This window comes from Desulfatiglans sp., assembly GCA_012513605.1.
GTDB lineage: Bacteria > Desulfobacterota > DSM-4660 > Desulfatiglandales > HGW-15 > JAAZBV01.
Genome location: JAAZBV010000037.1, coordinates 81,842 through 100,477, shown reverse-complemented (window position 1 = coordinate 100,477; position 18,636 = coordinate 81,842). Strand labels below are relative to the sequence as shown.

The window sequence follows — 18,636 nt, the reverse complement described above, 5'->3', positions numbered from 1 at the left end:
CGAATATCTTGTTATAGTATGCCTGAGGCACAGCAGTATTGGGTTTGTGGCTTCCTGCCGGGCTAACGCTTTCATTCTTGTAATATATTTTTGCAGGTGTCCCGAGTGCCTTTTCAAAGTTTACAGCACGGATAAGGGGTGAAGGACGCCATATGGAATAAATATTCATTACTTCATCAGGTATTGTTATCCATCTTTCAGTGCTGACCTCCTGTTCAATAAGGTTCATGGGAAATACAGGGGCCAGCATCTCAGGGGTCACAGGTTTTCCATCAGGGCCCAGAGGTGGATTCATTTTTATGTCTGCCAGGATATTGTACCACTGTTTTGGCATTTCATCCGGGCTCAGAAAGATGGTGTTTGATTTCATTTTATTCTCCTCTTTTTTTTGGTTGTCAGATTGACCAGTTACAATACATAACTGTTTTGATGCCTTGTTTTGCCTCTTTTGACCGGGGGAGTATAAGTGATGAAAAATTATATGTCAATGGCTGAATACTTTTTCAGATGACTTGATTAATATAGTATGGTAGTCAACCTGAAGCTGTTTTTTGACAGTGTTTCAGATACTTACGAAGGGGGGTAATTTTCAGATGGGGTTCAGACCGTGCATAGATCTGCGTAATGGCAGGGTGGTACAGATAGTAGGCGGTAGCCTGACCAATGATGAAAACTCCACAAAGATAAATTTTGAAACCGAGCTTTCGCCTTCTTATTTTGCAAGGATATATAAAGAGGATAACCTGAAGGGTGGGCATGTGATATCACTTGGCCAGGGCAATCATGATGCGGCACTATCAGCTTTAAAGGCGTTTCCGGGCGGGCTTCAGGTCGGTGGCGGCATAACCCCTGATAACGCAAAGCAATATCTTGAGGCAGGTGCTAGCCATGTTATTGTGACATCTTACCTTTTTACCCAGGGCCAGATAGATGATGGCCATTTGAAAAAAATAGTCGAAACAGTCGGAAAGGAGCGGCTTGTAATAGATCTGAGTTGTCGCAAAAGGGATGGTGATTATTATGTGGTGACTGACCGGTGGCAGAAATTTACCGGTTTAAAGGTTGATAAGGATACCCTTAACTGGCTTTCAGAATACTGTGATGAATTTTTAATCCATGGTGTGGATGTTGAGGGTAAAAGGCAGGGTATAGAGGAGCCCCTTGTGAAAATACTTGGCGAACATTGCCCCATACCTGTAACATACGCCGGGGGTGTAAAAAGTTTATCGGACATGGATCTCATATTTGAACTTGGAAAGGGCAGGGTGCATGCTACAATCGGAAGCAGCCTTGATATATTTGGCGGGGATGTGCCTTATTGTGAGGTGGTCAGGTGGCATAAAAATTATTTGGATAAGTTAAGGAAATCATAGGTATGATACAACAGCTAAGTTTTGAACAGGGGCCGATAAGACCGCCAAATGAGGCAAAAAGCCTTTTATTAAGGATCACAAGAAACTGCCCCTGGAATCAGTGCATGTTCTGCCCTGTATATAAGGGTAGGAAATTCTCCCTGCGAGAGGTTCAGGAGATCAAGGATGACATAAAAACCGCCAGGGAGATATATGACAGCATAAAAGAGGTCTCATTCAGGCTCGGTTATGGGGGTCACGCAAATTCACAGGTTATAAGCACTGTTTTAAATGACCCGGGAAGGTCAGAGAGCTTTAGAAGCATGGCTATGTGGATGTATTATGGCACCAGTGCCTGTTTTCTGCAGGATGCTGACAACCTTATTATGAAGACTGATGATCTTGTCGAGGTGCTTGAATATTTAAGGGTAAATTTCCCGGAGATAACCCGCATAACCACCTACTCCAGATCACGGACAATCGCAAAAAAGAGTGAGGAAGAGCTTGTAAGAATAAGGAAGGCAGGCCTTAACAGAATACATGTCGGTCTTGAAACAGGGTATGATCCGCTCCTTAAGCTTATTAAAAAGGGTGTTACATCAGAGCAGCAGATTGATGCAGGAAAAAAGGTTATAGCAGCAGGTATGGAGCTTTCCGAATATGTAATGCCGGGCCTGGGCGGGCAAACGATGTGGAAAGAGCATGCAGAGGCCACAGCAAAGGTGCTCAACCAGATTAATCCCCATTTTATCAGGCTAAGGAGCCTGAGAATCCCTGAGAGGGTGCCCTTAATAGAAAAGGTGAGGTCAGGCGAGTTCAAAAAACAGACAGATGATGGGATAGCAGAAGAGATACGCCTCTTTATAGAGACACTTGATAATATTACAAGCACGCTCACAAGCGACCATATCATGAACCTGCTTGAAGAGGTAAATGGCACCTTTCCGCAGGATAAAGAGAAAATGCTCGGTGTAATAAAAATTTACCAGGATATGCCGGACAATGAGAGGATGGTTTACCGGGTGGGGAGAAGGGGAGGGGCATACAGGTCCACAACAGAGGTGTATAATGACCCTGTAACAAGAAACAGGATTGAAAATATGATATCTGAAATACGCAGGCAGGGAGGTGAATCCGGGCTTGAACAGGCCATCAGTGATATGGTAGATCAGTATATATAAAAGAGGGGCGCAAGGCATAAGGCACAGGGCGCAGGGAAAAAAACGAACATCCAACATCGAACATTGAACTTTGAACGTTGAATGAAAGGCAATAAGAGGGGCGCAAGGCGCAGGGCGAGGGGGTCAAGCCTATAGTCTCAGGAGATATAAAAAATATGGCATATTATCCTATTATGGTTGATTTAAGAGGTCGAGAGGTTCTTGTCGTAGGCGGCGGTTCTGTTGCAGGTAGAAAGATTGCAACGCTTATTGAGTATGGCGCATCAGTCAGTGTTGTTGCCCGTGAATTGTCTCCTGAACTTAAAACCCTGGTTGATAGCGGCAGGGTAAAATACCTTGGCGGGGAATTCAGCCTGGTATTTCTAAAGGACAGGTTTCTTGCGATAGCAGCAACTGATGACCCTGAGCTTAACCACCGGATATCTCAAGCAGCACAGGCAAAGGGTATGCTTATTAATGCCGTTGACCAGCCGGCTGACTGCTCCTTTATTGTCCCTTCCATTATCAGGAGGGGAGACCTTGTCGTGTCTGTTTCCACCTCAGGAAAGAGCCCCGCCCTTGCAAAAAAGATCAGGGCAGAGCTTTCATCCCTGTTTGGCCCTGAGTATGAACTGTTTCTGCGTATGATGGGTAAGGTCAGGGAATCAGTGCTTTCCAGGTCATCCGATCAAAAGGATAACAGCCGGGTGTTTCACTCTATTGTGGATTCCGGCCTGCTGGATGCGATCAGGGCAGACAATCATAAAAAGGCGGCTAAATTACTGTCTGATATCATGGGACAGGATATTTCAATAGAAGACATCAAGGATTACCTGAAGGTGTGAGGCTCTAATGGAACATATTTTATCCGGTATAGCCCTTTTTCTGATCATCCTCGCAACAGGCGGTTTTATCGTTTATATAATCAGGCAGAGCAGCTCTGTTTTCAGATATGCATACTGGGTTATGTTTGCAGGGTTTTTATTCCAGACTCTGTTCCTGATCTACAGGTATATTGCGCTCGGGACCATCCCGATTGTTAATTTAAAGATGTCACTGGCATTTTTTGCATGGAGTATTATAGGTGCATATCTTTTATTTCAGGTAAAATTCAGGTTAATGGTGCTGGGGTCATTTGTGTCCCCTGTTGCTGCACTTTTAATGATACTTTCTTCAGCATTACCCCATATCCCTGATACAGTGCCCCCGGTTTTAAAGAACCTGTGGCTCCTGATCCATGTTATACCAATGTTCCTTGGTGACGGCATATTTGCTATTGCCTTTGTATCATCAGTCATGTACCTGGTACAGGAGCGGCAGATAAAAAGAAAGAGAAGGGGTAACCTTTTTAAAAGGCTCCCTTCACTTGAAACCCTTGATTCCATAAACCACTATTCCCTTGTATATGGTTTTCCTCTTATTACCATAGGCATGATCACAGGCGCTGTATATGCACAAGCGGTACTGGGCAGTTACTGGAGATGGGACCCTAAAGAGGTCTGGTCTCTTATCACCTGGATCTGCTATGCGATTCTTCTGCATGAGAGGCTTGCTGTCGGATGGCAGGGAAGACGATCAGCCATAATGTCTATTTTTTGTTTTATGATGCTGATCTTCACCTTTCTGGGAGGAGGCCTCCTGCTTGACAGTTATCACAGTTTTGGTGATTTTGGCGGGAGCTCAAAACTGCCATGATAAGTATCATAAATATAGGAATGAACCATGAATCTGCCCCTGTAGAACTGAGGGAATGTCTTTCAGGGGATAAGGTTGATCCTGCTGAAACCCTTGCACTGATGAGGGGATCAGATATTATTAGTGAATGCATATTTATCTCAACCTGTAATCGTGTTGAGACCATCTGTACTGCCAGTGACCCGGTGCAGGCAGAAAAGGTTATTATTGATCTGATGGCACAGGCAGGCGGAATGTCTGTTGAAAGGCTCATGTCTCATATGTATATACATAAAGATATGGATGCTGTAAGACATATCTTCAGGGTAGCATCAAGCCTTGATTCAATGATTATCGGTGAGCCCCAGATACTGGGTCAGGTCAAGGAGGCATTCAGGCTTGCTGCGGTAAAAGGAAGGTCAACGGGTGTTATACTTAACAGGCTCATGCATAAGACATTCCAGGTTGCAAAGAGGGTGCGCACAGAGACCGGCATCTCGGAGACTGCTGTTTCAATCAGCTATGCAGCGGTTGAGCTTGCAAAAAAGATCTTTTATGGGCTTGAAGGCAGGAGAGCCCTGCTTATCGGGGCAGGCGAAATGGCAGAACTTGCCGCAAAACACCTTGTTGGTAACGGGATAACCGAGATTAATGTTGTAAACAGAAGCTTTGAAAGGGCTGTAGAACTTGCCCGAAACATCGGTGGAAAGGCCGCGTTTTTTGATGAAATGGAGGAGCAGCTTGTCAATGCAGACATTGTAATATCCTCAACCGCGGCCACGAATTATATTATAACCGCTGATATGATCAAAAAAATCCTTCGAAAAAGGAAAAATCGTCCGCTTTTCATAATCGATATTGCTGTTCCAAGGGATATAGAGCCAAAGGTGAACAGCCTTGAAAACATCTTCTTATATGATATTGATGATTTGAAAGAGGTGGTTAATGAGAACAGTGCCCAGCGGATGCAGGAGGCATTAAGGGCAGAAAGGATTATCGAAGAAGAGGTGATCAAATTCGGAAACTGGTTTTCTACCCTTGATGTTGTCCCTACTATTGTGCTATTGAAGGAAAAGATTGAAGAGATACGCATGGCAGAGTTGAGGAGGAGCATGCCTCAGCTTCATGGGCTTACAGGGGAGCAGATTGAGGTTATAGAGACGTTAACGCTGTCGTTAACAGAAAAGATGATAAATGACCCGATCCTGGCATTAAAACGTATCTCTTCCAGGTCATCAAAGGACACATTTATTGATATTACAAAAAGGCTTTTTAATCTGGATAAAGAAAAGAGATAGGGAACCATTATGGAAATAGAAAAGATAATAAACAGGATCAAAAATCATGAAAAGGCTGACGGCATAGGCATGATAGCAAGCCACCTTGGTATTGTACGCGGTTTTTCAAGAAAGGGGGGGGATATCAGTGCGGTAAATGTCAAATATGATATGGAGACACTCAATAAGGTGATAGCTCATATTAAGAGTATGCCGGGGATAGTTGAAGTTTTAGTTGAAGTGAATGAAGGGCACCTTAAGGTGGGTGATGAACTGATGTTTGTGGCAATTGGCGGAGATATCAGGGAAAACGTCTTTGCCGCACTAATTGAGGCGGTAAACAGGATTAAGAAACAGGCTGTAAGTAAAGAAGAGATATTTATTTCATAGTTTTTAAAAGGGGTTATTATTATGGGAATGGTTGATATTACTGAAAAACCGGTGATAAAAAGAACGGCTGAGGCCTCTGGCAGGCTGTATCTTTCAAATAAAACAATAGAGACAATAAAGGCAGGAAAGGTGAAAAAGGGAGACCCTCTTCTTATTGCAGAGGTGGCCGGCATGAATGCTGCCAAGCAGACCCACCTGCTTATACCCCACTGTCATCAGATAGCCCTTGATATGGTCAACGTTGAATATAAAGTGAGTGATACCTATATAGATGCAAGCTGTACTGTAATAGCAAAGGCTAGAACAGGTGTGGAGATGGAGGCGTTGATAGGGGTCTCTGTTGCGCTTAACACCATATGGGATACAGTAAAGTATATTGAGAAAGATAAGGACGGCCAGTACCCCGGCACAAAGATTACAGATATACATGTTGTTTATAAAAAGAAGGAATAATAGTTTTTACCACGGAGGACACGGAGTTCACGGAGATTTTTATTAAGCTTTTCTCCGTGCTCTCCGTGTCCTCCGTGGTTAGATATTTAGATTTTTGTCATTTGACTTTAATTTTATGAAATACAGTTCTCAGGTCAACTTTTTCCCATCATTCCTGATTTATTCTTGCATTAATGTTGCCCATTATGATAGTCCTGCCTCTTTTTTAGGGTAGAACCATGATTCATCTTTCAAACATTTCAAAGCAGCACGGCACCCAGGTACTTTTTAAGAATGCCGGTATGCAGATACTGCCTGGCACCAGGAGCGGCCTTGTTGGCCCGAACGGGGCAGGAAAAACTACAATATTCAGGCTTATAACCGGTGCGGAGGAGGCTGATGCCGGTGATATCATCTTCGCCAAAAAAATAACCATCGGATATTTTTCACAGGATGCTGTTGAGATGAAAGGCGGGTCAGCCCTTTCTGAGGTTATGTCTGCTGCATCCGATGTGGTTAAGCTTGGTAAAGCAATGAAAGAGATGGAGGCTGCCATGTCTCGCGCTATGGATGATGATGCAATGGCCAGCCTGCTTGAAAAATATGGTGAGGCATGCGAAGAGTTTGAACACCGCGGGGGCTATGACCTGGAGAACCGCGCCCAGACAGTCCTTACCGGGCTTGGGATCAGCCCTGATGAACATAACCTGCCTGTTGAGTCATTCAGCGGGGGATGGAGAATGAGGATATCCCTTGCAAAGATACTTACCATGAACCCCGGTGTACTGCTTCTTGATGAACCAACGAACCACCTGGATATAGAGTCCATACTCTGGCTTGAAGAGTGGCTTGTCAATGAATATAAAGGGGCCATTCTCATGACCTGTCATGACCATGATTTCATGAACAGGGTGGTGTCGCGCATAATTGAGGTTGCCAATAAAACCATTACAACATACAGCGGGAATTATGATTTTTATGTCCGAGAGAGGGATATCAGGATGGAACAGCTCCTTGCAAGCCACAGGCGTCAGCAGGAGATGCTTGCAAAGGAGGAGGAATTTATTGCCCGTTTCAAGGCAAGGGCATCCCATGCGGCACAGGTGCAGTCACGCATCAAAAAGATTGAAAAGATAGAGAGAATCGAGATCCCCGAATACCAGCGTGTTATAAGGTTTGAGTTCAGGGAGACACCAAGGTCAGGCGAGGATGTGGCAGGTTTTGATAATCTCACCAAGATATGGGAAACACCCGGCAAGGAGCCAAAAACCGTGTTCAGTAATTGCACAGGCCTTATAAGACGTCAGGACAAGATTGCTGTTGTGGGTGTTAACGGGGCAGGCAAGTCCACCTTTTTAAAACTCCTTGCGGGCCAGACAGAGCCTTCAGGCGGGAGACTCAATATCGGGGCAAATGTGAATATAGGTTATTTCAGCCAGCATTCAATGGATATACTCATCCCTGACAAAACAGTGCTTGAGACACTACAGGCAGCCATGCCCCATGAGAACCTGGGTGTTGTAAGAAACCTGCTTGCAGCCTTTCTTTTTTCAGGAAATACTGTAGATAAACAGATAAAGAGTCTTTCGGGAGGTGAAAAAAGCCGTGTGGTTCTTGCCACCATCCTGTCACGCCCTGTGAATTTTCTTGTCCTTGATGAACCCACAAACCACCTGGATATCCAGTCGCGTGAGATACTTCTTGGGATTTTAAAGGGATTCAGCGGCACAATTGCACTTGTAAGCCATGACAGGTTTTTTTTACGCTCTCTGGTAGATCATGTTTTTGAGATTGACCGCGGTGAAATGACCCATTATAAAGGGGGGTATGAGTATTATCTTTCAAAAACAGGCACGGATCACAGGGCCTTATAATCAAGGTTTTAATGTGTAAATCCTTGTCAGAACAGGAGTAAAATATGTTTGATATAGCAATGGAGATGATGTCACCGGAATTTTTTGAATGCTGGAAGTGTGCGGCATTACATATAGATAACCAGGGGCCGCAGGGTACAGTGTCATGGCTTAAGGCCCACCCCTACCCGCCCTTTATGGAGCACCTCTCTTTCAGGTTGGGAAACCAGCTCTTTTTTGTTCATGTTGAGGATGTGGACAATAATGTGTATGGCCCGGGAACTTATGACTCTCTCTTCGCTGTTGCAGAGGAAAGCAAGGGCCATGCCTGTATCATGCCCATGAGAAAGACAGATAAGGCAGATGAATGGATAGCTGATATTCCAGGCTGGGGGCTTATTGATGCATCAACAAAAAACCCCATTAATCCTGTCTCCTTTGTAACTGATGAAAAGATAGAGATGACCTCTTTTGAGCTCCATGACATGGCTGTTCAGGTAGTGAGGGAGTATATTGAAAAAAAAGGGTATGAGCTTATGTCATTTCAGGGCAACCCTGAGATTGATCCCTCTATATGGTTTATAGGTGAGACAAAAGGGCCGGAATATGTAGTTGTTAGGGCAGCCCGATACCCTGAAGACCATGCAAAGATACCTGAGAATCTTAAAGAGATAGAAAAGCAGTGTTTAGCCATAAGCAGTACAGGTTTTTTCGCATCTGTTGCAATGGCAAACGATGAACAGAAATTTGATACCCCTGATGAAAAGCCCATACCTCTGTGGCGCGGATGCCATATGTATATCAATTTTCCGGGGCTTGAATAATAGAAATGATAACCTGACACAATAGGGGATATTATTCGGATATATGAAGTTATACGACCCCTTGAAAACGAGCTTAAAAGGGCTTTTGCTGCAAGCTGAATAAAATTTACTATCCTGCGTTATACTATAAATAAATTTTGATATTCATACCCATTTTATGGTAACTGTTTAAACAAACTAATAATATATCACACAAGGTAAAAATATAGTTATGGCATCAGGATATCTTGAACTCTTTGAACGAAAATATGGTTTTTTAAGATCGATTGAAAATAATTTTAAACCCGGCACAGATGATGTCTTTGTCGCCCCTGACCTTATATATAAATACAATCTCCAGGAAGGTGTCTATCTTGAAGGTCCGACTGCAATTAATGAAGCCGGTAAGGGAAATCTGAAGCTTGATGTAATAGAAAAAATCAATCGCAGGCCTTTTGAAGAATACGAAAAAATCGTCTCGCTGAAAGATGTTGTGAGTATAAGCCCATCTGAAAGGCTCCATATCTCACAAGGGCCAGATGATGTCATGGGAAAGGCACTTGATATGATTGTGCCTATCGGCAAGGGGCAGCGCGGCCTTATAATAGCCCCGCCCAAGTCAGGTAAAACAACAATACTTAAACACATGGCCGGTTCCATCATAAAAAATCACCCGGATGTTTCAGTCTTTGTGCTCCTCGTGGATGAAAGACCTGAGGAGGTTACAGACTTTAGACGTGCGTTAAACAAGGCACATGTACTCTCATCCTCCGCTGATGAGAGTATTACCCAGCACCTGCGCATGACCAGGATGACAATTAATATCGCAACGCGCATTGCAGAGGCAGGTGGAGATGCAGTGGTATTTATAGATTCGCTCACCCGTTTATCACGCGCATTCAACGCTGATACCAAAAGTTATGGCCGCACACTCACTGGCGGGCTTGGTGCAAACGCAATGGAGATGCCCAGGAGGATATTTGGAGCGGCAAGAAATATTGATAATGGCGGGTCGCTTACAATCCTTGCCACAATACTGGTGGATACAGGCAGCAGGATGGATGACATTATCTATCAGGAATTTGTAGGCACAGGTAATATGGATTTGGTACTGAGCCGCAGATGCGCTGAACTGAGGCTCTGGCCTGCCATAGATATCCAGCAATCAGGCACCAGAAAGGAGCATCTCCTGCTTACCCAGGAGGAATATAATGAGATGGTGAGCCTCAGAAGGGCATTATCGGGCAAAACCGAGACAGATGCAATGGCTGCGCTTATTGAATATTTGAAATAAAATTATTCACACAAAGCCACAAAGTTAAAAGACAAAATATATTATGTCAAACAGCTTTTGATTCTCTTAGTGTTCTTCGTGCCTCTGTGTGAGACACATTTTCAGGCTTTTGCTTTTCGCCTTAGCTTGACGTCAATACGCGTGAGTCTATATTTGTTAGGAGAAAATGGATCCCCGCCTGTGCGGGGATGACACCCAGTTACTGTAGGGGCGGACCTGCGTGTCCTCCCTGTTTTTGGAGACATGAATCGTCAGTACCGGGCAGGCACGCTGGCCTGCCCCTACATTGCTAAAACTTTTTTATGTATTATTTTCCTTTTATTATCCGTGCATCCACAACATAGAGATCTTTTCCATAACCCTTCACCGGGTTAAGGTCTATCTCCTCTATCTGTGGAAAGTGATGCACCAGAAGGCTTAAGCGTGCGAGGTAATCTGCCAGCACATCAAGAGATATACCCTTCTGTCCTCTTATGCCTTTTAATATCGGCAGGGTCTTGATTTTGTTGATCATGGCCATACCTCCCTCTAAACCAAGTGGAGCAAGGGCAAAACTTACATCCTTGAGTGCCTCGGTATAGATACCGCCAAGGCCGAACATGATGAGATGCCCGAACCTCTCCTCCTTTTTAGCGCCGAGTATTACCTCTGTGCCCTCTATCATCTGCTGCACGAGTACCCCTTTTGCATCTTTGATTTTCAGGAGTTCATCAAATGCGATAACGGCCTTTTCATAATCTGCAATGCCAATCTTTACACCGCCCACATCACTCTTGTGAAGCGGGCCAATTACCTTAATGACAAGTGGGTACCCTGCCCTTTCACAAGCGGCTTTAAGGTCTGCCTTATCAAAAACATCCGCCTGGAACGGGAGTTTGAGACCGGATGCAGCCATGATCCCCTTTACAGTATCAGGATCAAGCTGTTCACCCTGTTCTTTAAGGATATTCTCTATCTTTACTTTATCAAAATCAGCGGGCAGCTCCATTGGTTCAGCTAAAACCGGTTTGCGACTCAGTCTGCCAAGGGCTGTTCCTACAGGCACCTCATCAGGGAATATTATCCTGCCAGCATCCCTTAATTTATCAATCATATCACGGCATGTACTGGCTGAACTGATAATGGGAATAACCGGGATAGAACCTCCATCCATGCCCTTCATAATGGCCTCATACAGTTTCCAGTTGTCTGTCATGCCTGAGTTGCCTGTAATGGCAAAAATCACATCTATATTATCCTTTTCTGTCTCATTCAGTATTGTGAATATTTTCTCCATCTGTTCAGGGGTGCGGCTTGGAAGCGTATCAATCGGGTTTCCGATTGCTGCCTCTGGAGGAAGCACTTCTGAGAGCCGCCTCTGTGTCTCTTTGGTAAGAACAGGCTGCTTGAGCCCCTGCCTGCCCAGTTCATCTGAAAGCATAACACCAGGGCCACCAGCATCAGTAACAATACATACCCTGTAATCGGTAATAAGCCCTTTAAGGGCATTGAAGGTGCAGGCAATCTCTATAAGCTCTGCCTTGCTCTGTACCCTTATGATCCCTGCCTTATCAAAGAGCGCCTGCACTGCTGTATCAGGTGAGGCCATTGCGCCTGTGTGGCTTGCGGCGGCCCTTTCTCCGGCAGCAGTAACACCAGATTTTATACCGACTATTGTGCATCCCTTTTTGGTAAGGCTCCTTGCATGTTTGAGGAGCTTCTGCGGTTTTTTGACCGATTCCATGTACATGAGGATGAGCCTTGAATTTTCAGGGCCGTAGTTTTCATCAACAAGTTCAAATATATCCTCTACCCCGATCTGTATGGAGTTACCCATGTTTACTACATTACTGAATGAGAGCCCCCTCATGGTGGCCTGCTCCATCAGGTAATCCACTGTTGCGCCTGAGCCGCTAATGATATCTATCTGCCCCTTTTTAAGCCTGGGGATAAGCCCTGCAAATTTACCTGAATAGCATGTAGTTAAAAAGCCGGAGCAGTTAGGGCCAATCAGCGTCATATTGTTTTTTTCGGCTATCTCAAGGAATACCTTTTCCTCATCCTTTCCCTTTTGGTCCTTTTCGCCAAAACCTGCGGTAAGTATAATAACCGCCTTTGAACCTTTAGCGGCCAGTTCTTCGAGGCTTGCCCTTACAAACGGGGCAGGAATGGCAATATATGCGAGATCAGGGGCAGATGGCAGATCAGCCACACTCTTAAATGTGGGGAGCCCCATTACATCGGGCGCTTTAGGGTTTATTGCCCATAGCTTTCCGGTGTATCCATTGGATTTGATATTATCTGTTACCCTTCCGCCTGTCTTGAGCTTTTCATTACTCGCCCCTATTACCGCTATACTTTCAGGGTGAAAAAGCAGTTTGTAGAGTTTTTTTGTCATATAAGATTCCTTCCTGCCATAAACGCAGCGTAGTTGCCTGCCCATATAGCGGGTTTGGGGCTGACATTCTTTATAGCCTTTAGCCACAGCTCAACAGGGAATTTGTCAAATGGTGGAAGTATGCTCATTACGCCAATCATAACCACATTTGCTATCTTACCTGTGGGGTCGCCTATCTCAACCGCCTTTGCAAGTATATCCACCTCAACCACCTTGAAACCCTGAACAGCCTTTGAAATATCCGCCTCAGTGGGATACTGCTCATATGTAATTACAGGCGGCACTATCTTTGTTTTTGATATGAGTATTGTTGCGCCATCCCTTAACAGTTCAAGAAAACCAGGCCTTAACAGCTCGCTTACCTCCATGGTGATAATACAGTCAGCGCTTTTCGGGAATAGCACAGGGCTGTGCACCTTACCGCATGAGAAAGTGCTTATAACAGGGCCTCCCATCTGGGCCATGCCGTGGGTCTCGCCCTTTACTATGTTTGTTTTAGAATAACCTGCGACAAATGCAAGCTGTGTCATAACCCTGCCAAAAAAGAGGTTACCCTGCCCGCCAACACCCCTTATGGCAAGTGTAAGCCTTTCAGGAAAATCCGCTATGTTGTACTTTGGCATAACAAGTTCAGGCGGGGTTGGAAAGCTTCCGGCTTCGGCGGCCTTGTTTTCACCTTCAGCCAGGAACTCAATGGCATCAAACGGGCACATCTGTAGACATGCGGGGTTTTCTCCTGCACACCCTGAACAGAGGGTATTGTATAACGGGAATTCATCCACGCCCTTTTCTATACCCGCACACATCAGGCATGAATAACACTTTTTACATTTATCGTGGTTGATCTTGAGGCGTATCGCCTTCTTGGAGTTCGGCTGCTGTTTAACACAGCACCCTCTTATTACAACAACAACAAACTCGCCCTTTTCAGCAAATTCAAGGGCATCTTTCATGGTCTTTTGTATCTCTTTTCTATCGTAGGAGCTTGCAACAAGCACCCTGTTGCCGTTTCCCTCAAGGGCCTTTACAAGGTCATACATGCTCTCCTGACCAGCAAGGTTAACAGGAGAACTGGGCGCCGGCTGTCCGCCTGTCATTGCTGTCCAGTAGTTATCAAGCACAACCTTGACACCTGGTATTCTTCTGTATACTGCGTTACGTGTGGCATCCATACCTGAGTGGCACTCTGTGCTGTCACCGATAATGCTTATGCATTTGGCTGCCTTGTCCGGTTTGGTTAATATAAAACCCTGTCTCTGGCTGTCACTCGCACCCATTGCCAGACCTGTTTCAAGGGCATTCATAAAGTATAATAGTGCATTGCAGCCTATGTCACCAAAGACATTCTCTATCTTGCCCTGTTTTCTCATCTTTGCTATTACATTCCCGAAAAGTGTATAGGGGCAGCCGGCGCAGATCATGGGCGGCCTTGGTACAGGCTTTACCTTTTCCTTTGGCTTTGCTATATCAAAACCGAATTTTTCGGCTATAAGAGCGGGTGACCATTCGGTAATCTTTGTATATTTTTCCTTGCCGACTACCTTCATACCCGCCCTTTCCAACTCCTCCTGGAGGTATTTGTAACCATCCTCTATCACATATACATCTCCATCAATTGCGTCATAGAATTTTCTGATCTGTTTTATTGGAAGGGGATTTGTCATTGGGATGGACAACACATCCACATCAAGGTTAAACAGATCAAGAACCTCCTTTACATAGGCTGTATTCATACCGTATGTAATAATACCCTTTTTGCTGCCAGCTTTTGTCCACTCAATCATGGTCGAGTTTTCCACAAGCTCTTCAAGGCCGGGCATCCTCTGGTCTATAACCGAGTCATAATTTTCCCTTGCCATGGCCGGGAGCAGATTAAACCGGGAGAGATTGGAAGGCATCTCAACAAGATCACGTTTTTTAATCTCATTCAGCCTTACAAGACCTTCACTGTGGCAAAGGCCGCTGCTTGCAAGGATAACAACAGGGGTATTGTATTTTCTGCCAATATCTGCTGCAAGGCCTGGCGCATCCATCATCTCCTGGTGTGTCCTTGGTTCAATAACAGGGAGCATGCATGTCTTGAACAGGTATCTTGGATCAACAAGATGCTGTGTTGAGCTGGGTGTGAAATCACTTGCTATATAATAGATAAGAGCGCCCCTCTTATCCTGAAAAAATGATGCGCTGGTAAACAGGTCACCTGCCTGAAAGAGCCCTGGTATCTTCATGGTTACAACAACATCAGCGCCTGCAAGGGTATAACCAAAACCCACGCCCACTGCAACAGCCTCATTAACAGACCAGCCCACATTGATCATATCCTGGACTTCACTTAAACCCCTGTCTATAACCTCTGTACTGGGTGTACCCGGATATCCGTCAGCACCGTGTATACCTGATCTAACACAGCCGACTGCAAATGCCATGTTGCCCTGAAGCACATACTCTTTTCCTGCCTCATCAGTGCACATTTTTTTCATTTCATTGGCGCTCATATTCTTGTTTTCCTCCCTGGTTGATCTTTTTATTAAGAATGATAAACAATATCACATAGTCTTTATTTTATCCTTTGTGGTAATGCGGTAAGATTACACAAGGTTTTTTGAATAATACCGGCCAGATTTTGATTAGTCAAGGAATTATAGAGGTTACAGCAATAAAGCTCCCTGTTAGAATTTCGATTGACCTGAAATTGGTAACGTGGTAATACCAGTTAAAACCATTTGAGGAAGATATGCTTAAGCCAATCAGATCAGTAAAGGTGTCTGACAAGGTCTATTCACAGATCAGGGACATGATTTACAGGGGTGAAATACGTTCAGGGGAAAAACTCAGCTCAGAAAGGGAAATGGCCCAGATGCTTAATGTTGGGCGACCGACTGTAAGGGAGGCCATCCAGAAACTTATTGACCAGGGGTTAATAGAAAGTAGACGGGGTGTCGGGACATTTGTGATGGGGGAAGATACCCGAAAGAATAAAAAACCCCTTTTACAGTTACTGAACGGCCAGGATTTCACCATTGTTGACCTCCTTGAGGTAAGGCTTGTGCTTGAATCAAGCAGCGCAGCGCTGGCAGCAAGGAGGGCCACTGAAGAGGATATCAAGATAATAGAACAGAGCCTTAACAGGCTACTTGATGCAAGGGACAGCCTCGAAAGGGACCTTGATAATGAACTGAGCTTTCACATGAATATCGCCTATGCAGCAAAAAATATAGTTCATGTGCACCTTATGAAGAGCTTTTATGATGTACTGTATTACGGCATGAATCTCGCCTTCCCTACCCTTATAAAGGATCAGAAACTGGATGAAATGACCTTTGATCAGCACATAACCATATTCGAGGCAATTAAAAACCGCAACCCTGAAGAGGCCGCAAAAGCCATGGAAAACCATATTGGAGTGCTGCTCCAGATATGTGTTGAAAAGGGGTTGTAGGCTCTTGGCTTCAAGCGGTCAGCCATCAGCGTTCAGCTTTCAGCAAAAGACTATGATAAAACCAAAGAACATAATTTTTGTTTTTTTAGCGCCCTTTTCGTCTTTGCGGTTCAATTTTAGCCTGCCACTTCAACAATTTAATGAGACGGAGAGCACAGAGTAAAAAACTGGAGTCAACTTAAGTACACAAAGAAATAAATATAATACCGAGTATTCTTAAAATGTTAAGTTCTGTGATTTTCGTAAGGGAAGGATTTACTCTCAATACTGTTGACTTAAGATGCATAGTGCGACATTTCCGCGCAGGCGCATTGGCGTCAAGCTAAGGCGAAAAGCAAAAGCAATTAAAGCAATATCTCACACAGAGACGCAAAGGACACTAAGAAAATCAAATGCTTTTTACATAATATTTTTATGTTTCTTAACTTTGTGGGCTTTGTGACTTTGCGTGAGAAATGATTTTCTTCATAAAAATCAGGAGTATTTATGATTGATAAATAAAATGCAAACAGTTATTATTCCAACTCTTTAACGCTAAAAAACTTTTAATTGGAAATATCCAATTCGTCTTTTAATATAACATTCAAAATGTAAAGATAACCAGAGCTGGTAAACCAATTGTGTATTGAAGTTAAAAGGACAATTAATGCCTGTTAAAAAACTGAAACAAGAAATAATGCAACCACTTCTTTTTGAAATCCCAACACGAGGTGAGTTTTTACCATTGCAAAATTGTACCACTTTCTATCCTGTTTATAAGTGTAAAGATAACATTTTATATGAAGGAGATAGTATCGAATGGTTAAAAAGTCTTTCAAGTGAAACTGTTGATCTCATCTTTGCAGACCCACCATACAACATCAATAAAGCCGATTGGGATAAATTTGAAAGCCAGGAAAAATATATCGAATGGTCTATGCAATGGATTAGTGAGTCATCTCGCGTCTTAAAAAAATCGGGAACATTATATATCTGTGGTTTTTCAGAAATTTTGGCTGATCTGAAACACCCTTCTATGAAATATTTTAAAGGGTGCAAGTGGATAATCTGGTATTATAAGAATAAAGCCAACCTGGGCAAAGATTGGGGGAGGTCACATGAAAGCATTCTTCATCTCAGAAAAAGTTCTCAGTTCACTATGAATATAGATGATGTACGAATCCCATATAGTAGACATACACTAAAGTATCCATCTCATCCACAGGCTGAGACAAGCCAGTATGGTAACAACGGCAAACGTAATGACATTTGGTTTCCACACCCAAAAGGAGCGAAGCCCAAAGATATTATTGAGGTTCCGACTACTTGTAATGGTATGGAAGAAAAAACACCACACCCTACTCAAAAACCAGAAGAGCTGTTGCGAAAGTTGGTATTAGCTTCTTCTAATCCAAATGATCTTGTCATTGATCCGTTTTCGGGATCTGGCACAACCATTGTTGTTGCTGAACAATTGGGACGAAGATGGCTCGGCTGTGATCTATCTCATGAGTATAATGAATGGGCCATACAACGTTTAGAAAGGGTTCCATATAAAACAATAGACGAATGGGTAACCATCGACAGGGAAAATGAAAACAGAAGGAATTCTATTCGATGAAACTAAAAAACATTTTAAAAAGGGCAACAGATAAAGAGAATTTTCAGTCCATATCGGATTACACAGATTTTTGCCTGCTGTATTTGGAGTTTATAAAAACAGAATTACAGGCAGTTATTGTTTCGAGAAACGAGACTCATTATAGGTTCTTTCAATATAAACAGGATGGCACATATAATGTTACAAGACCAATAAATAGCAATCTTATGCTTTCATTTGAAGATTTTGAATCATGTCAAAAAGCATTTAAAAATATTCTATGTAACATTAAGAGCCAAGAGTCAAAACTGGAAAAAAACAGAAAATTATTGAATAACTATATTTACACCTGTCAGCAGTCAATAGGTGCAGCGTTAGATGCACTTCCAGCCAACAGATCAAACACTGCCAGAAAGATTAATGGAGACCTTTTTGAACATTTTATCCGTTTAATTATAAAGGAAGTAGGCATTAATGTTACATCTGGAACTATTTCTGTTCCTGTCAAAATTAATGGCGATGTAGCATTCACCATGAGCTACCAACATGACTTGATAATCAAGGTTGATGATATCACTAAAGCTATTGGCTCTGTTAAAACATCAAGCAAAGATCGAGTCGATAAAATATTCATTGATAAATTTCTATATAACAAACTTACTGACACAAATACACCGCACTTTGCAATTTTTCTAAATGATGTCCAAAGAAAAGGCGAGGAAGGAAAATATGGAATCAATGCTACATTTTTACCAGGGCATTTCAAAGGATACACAATCAAACTTAATCCTTTAGATGGGGTCTATTACTTTGATATACGTCCTAATATGACAAGCGAGGAGATACTCAAAGACCAAATCAAGACCTTCGATAATTTCCTTATTCACGATGTATGGAAATTTCATGAATAAAATAAAACAATAATGACTCGCTTTTAACTGAAAGGCTGCTGGGAATTAAGTTTTTCGTAAGAAAACGCTATCAGTCAGGCTAGGTAATCAGCCCA

At 43.4% G+C, this 18,636-nt stretch carries 16 protein-coding genes; 13 read left to right on the top strand and 3 right to left on the bottom strand.

Annotated features, from left to right (window positions below; translation table 11 throughout):
- A partial coding sequence (locus tag GX654_05355; protein ID NLD36280.1) for a TrpB-like pyridoxal-phosphate dependent enzyme occupies positions 1-370 on the bottom strand: 370 nt, incomplete at its 3' end.
- Between the two features lie 223 nt (positions 371-593).
- On the opposite strand from GX654_05355, the gene hisA reads away from it, so the two are divergent.
- The 10 genes from hisA (at position 594) to GX654_05305 (ending at position 10,235) form a co-directional block, all read left to right on the top strand.
- The gene (hisA, locus tag GX654_05350; GenBank protein ID NLD36279.1) at positions 594-1,373 is read left to right on the top strand and encodes a phosphoribosylformimino-5-aminoimidazole carboxamide ribotide isomerase; all 780 of its coding nucleotides are present in this window, start codon (positions 594-596) and stop codon (positions 1,371-1,373) included.
- A 2-nt stretch (positions 1,374-1,375) separates the two neighbouring features.
- Positions 1,376-2,533, top strand: coding sequence for a radical SAM protein (locus tag GX654_05345; GenBank protein NLD36278.1), 1,158 nt, complete (start codon positions 1,376-1,378; stop codon positions 2,531-2,533).
- Positions 2,534-2,688: 155 nt separating this feature from the next.
- Entirely contained in the window at positions 2,689-3,357 is a 669-nt protein-coding gene (locus GX654_05340) for a bifunctional precorrin-2 dehydrogenase/sirohydrochlorin ferrochelatase (protein NLD36277.1), read from the top strand.
- Positions 3,358-3,364: 7 nt separating this feature from the next.
- A complete protein-coding gene (gene ccsB, locus GX654_05335) occupies positions 3,365-4,207 on the top strand; it encodes a c-type cytochrome biogenesis protein CcsB (protein NLD36276.1) in 843 nt (280 codons plus the stop codon).
- Positions 4,204-5,484 (top strand): glutamyl-tRNA reductase, encoded by a 1,281-nt coding sequence (locus GX654_05330; protein ID NLD36275.1) that lies wholly within the window; start codon positions 4,204-4,206, stop codon positions 5,482-5,484. The genes ccsB and GX654_05330 overlap by 4 nt, the downstream gene beginning before the upstream one ends.
- Before the next feature lie 9 nt (positions 5,485-5,493).
- Positions 5,494-5,853: a molybdenum cofactor biosynthesis protein MoaE gene (locus tag GX654_05325; protein NLD36274.1), complete on the top strand. Its 360-nt coding sequence runs from the start codon at positions 5,494-5,496 to the stop codon at positions 5,851-5,853.
- 21 nt (positions 5,854-5,874) lie between these two features.
- Positions 5,875-6,306, top strand: coding sequence for a cyclic pyranopterin monophosphate synthase MoaC (moaC, locus tag GX654_05320; GenBank protein NLD36273.1), 432 nt, complete (start codon positions 5,875-5,877; stop codon positions 6,304-6,306).
- Between the two features lie 218 nt (positions 6,307-6,524).
- On the top strand, positions 6,525-8,159 hold the full coding sequence (locus GX654_05315) for an ABC-F family ATP-binding cassette domain-containing protein (GenBank protein NLD36272.1): 1,635 nt from the start codon (positions 6,525-6,527) through the stop codon (positions 8,157-8,159).
- A 44-nt stretch (positions 8,160-8,203) separates the two neighbouring features.
- A complete protein-coding gene (locus GX654_05310; GenBank protein ID NLD36271.1) occupies positions 8,204-8,962 on the top strand; it encodes a hypothetical protein in 759 nt (252 codons plus the stop codon).
- A gap of 211 nt (positions 8,963-9,173) precedes the next feature.
- Entirely contained in the window at positions 9,174-10,235 is a 1,062-nt protein-coding gene (locus GX654_05305) for a transcription termination factor Rho (protein NLD36270.1), read from the top strand.
- 307 nt (positions 10,236-10,542) lie between these two features.
- Here the strand turns inward: GX654_05305 and GX654_05300 are convergent, their stop codons facing one another.
- A complete protein-coding gene (locus GX654_05300; GenBank protein ID NLD36269.1) occupies positions 10,543-12,612 on the bottom strand; it encodes a CoA-binding protein in 2,070 nt (689 codons plus the stop codon).
- On the bottom strand, positions 12,609-15,107 hold the full coding sequence (locus GX654_05295; protein NLD36268.1) for a pyruvate ferredoxin oxidoreductase: 2,499 nt from the start codon (positions 15,105-15,107) through the stop codon (positions 12,609-12,611). The genes GX654_05300 and GX654_05295 overlap by 4 nt, the downstream gene beginning before the upstream one ends.
- Positions 15,108-15,346: 239 nt before the next feature.
- On the opposite strand from GX654_05295, the gene GX654_05290 reads away from it, so the two are divergent.
- The 3 genes from GX654_05290 to GX654_05280 all read left to right on the top strand — a co-directional run bounded on the left by GX654_05290 (position 15,347) and on the right by GX654_05280 (position 18,541).
- Positions 15,347-16,051: a FadR family transcriptional regulator gene (locus GX654_05290; GenBank protein NLD36267.1), complete on the top strand. Its 705-nt coding sequence runs from the start codon at positions 15,347-15,349 to the stop codon at positions 16,049-16,051.
- Positions 16,052-16,727: 676 nt separating this feature from the next.
- Positions 16,728-17,651, top strand: a complete 924-nt coding sequence (locus tag GX654_05285; GenBank protein NLD36266.1) for a site-specific DNA-methyltransferase — start codon at positions 16,728-16,730, stop codon at positions 17,649-17,651.
- Positions 17,648-18,541 (top strand): hypothetical protein, encoded by an 894-nt coding sequence (locus tag GX654_05280; GenBank protein NLD36265.1) that lies wholly within the window; start codon positions 17,648-17,650, stop codon positions 18,539-18,541. Before GX654_05285 ends, GX654_05280 begins: the two co-directional genes overlap by 4 nt.
- The last annotated feature ends 95 nt before the right edge of the window (positions 18,542-18,636 follow it).